This window comes from Rhizobium sp. YAF28 (assembly GCF_052113285.1).
Taxonomy (GTDB): Bacteria; Pseudomonadota; Alphaproteobacteria; order Rhizobiales; family Rhizobiaceae; genus Rhizobium.
In genome coordinates, this window is the sequence record NZ_JBFRCX010000038.1 from 1 (window position 1) to 1,095 (window position 1,095).

The 1,095-nt window shown below is 66.8% G+C and carries 2 protein-coding genes; both read right to left on the bottom strand.

Annotation, left to right across the window (positions count from 1 at the left end; translation table 11 throughout):
- Positions 1 to 515, bottom strand: a 515-nt coding sequence (locus tag AB4Z13_RS32775) for a hypothetical protein (protein ID WP_442207776.1), incomplete at its 3' end; no start/stop codon positions are given.
- A gap of 335 nt (positions 516 to 850) precedes the next feature.
- The coding region (locus AB4Z13_RS32780) for a helix-turn-helix domain-containing protein (RefSeq protein WP_442207777.1) at positions 851 to 1,095 on the bottom strand (245 nt) is incomplete at its 5' end.

Here is a 1,095-nt window from a genome sequence, read left to right on the forward strand (position 1 = left end):
GTGAAGGCCAGGAACACGGGATCTTCGCCGCCGTTCTCAGTACTGTCAGTACTGCTCCGCCCGGCGGTCTCGATGATCTCCGCCCAGTGCCGGCCCGGCACGCGCGACGGGGCGCGGCAACAGAAGCCGGCGGCGCCGGCATCGATCGCTTCGCGGATCTGGGCGCTCCACCAGGCCACCAGCGCGGGGGCGAGCCCCTCGTCGTACCAGCGCAGCCGCACGCCGGGCAGGTGGCTGTCCGTGGCATCCGGGCTGCCGCCGGGGCGGGCATGGTCGACCCAGCCATCGTGCATGCCTGCCGCCTCGGCCGGAAAGCGGTCGAGGGCGAGATCGAGCAGGGGAAGCAGCCCATGTGACCGGCACGCCGCAAAGGTCGCTGCCAGGATGTCGGGGCGGATATGGGGAATGGCCCAGCCGGCCAGCAATACATGGTCGAAACCGAGTGTGGCGGTGCGCGCGAGCGCTTCCGGGTCCACCGCTCGGGAATCGGTCAGGTTCAGTTGGCAGATTCGCACGTCACAGGTCCTTGGCCGTGGCGCCGCTGCGCGCCGATTCTGACCGGGCACGCGAAGGCTGTGCCAACGCGGCGGGGTCCGGGAGCGCGCGGGCCGGGAACTGCGGTGCAGCAAGGGCAGGGGCCGATGCGGTCCGGCCGCGCGTCCGGGTCGCATATGTAAGAAATACACGGTGCCCGGCGGATGTAAAGTAAGGAATACGGCTTTCGTGAAATCCGACGAGGCGGAAGGCTATCGATAAATGGGGGCGATAATCGGCACGCCGGTGCGGAATAAATCGGCAAAAAAATCCCCGCCAAGGGGCGGGGACGATTTTCAGCGGAGGCGGCGCGCCATTATCCGGCGCGATAGACATCCAGCCGGTTGTAGAGCGTCTTCAGGCTGATGCCAAGCGCCTTGGCGGCCTGCCGCTTGTCGCCGTCGAAGCGCGACAGCGTGGCCAGGATAATCTCCCGCTGGGTATCGGCCAGTGTCGTCCCCACCCGTACGCTGACCACGCCATCGACAGTCGTCGGCCGCATCGGCTGGCTGGCGAGATTGGGATTGCCAATTTCCACGAGTTTATCGGCCAGAATATAGG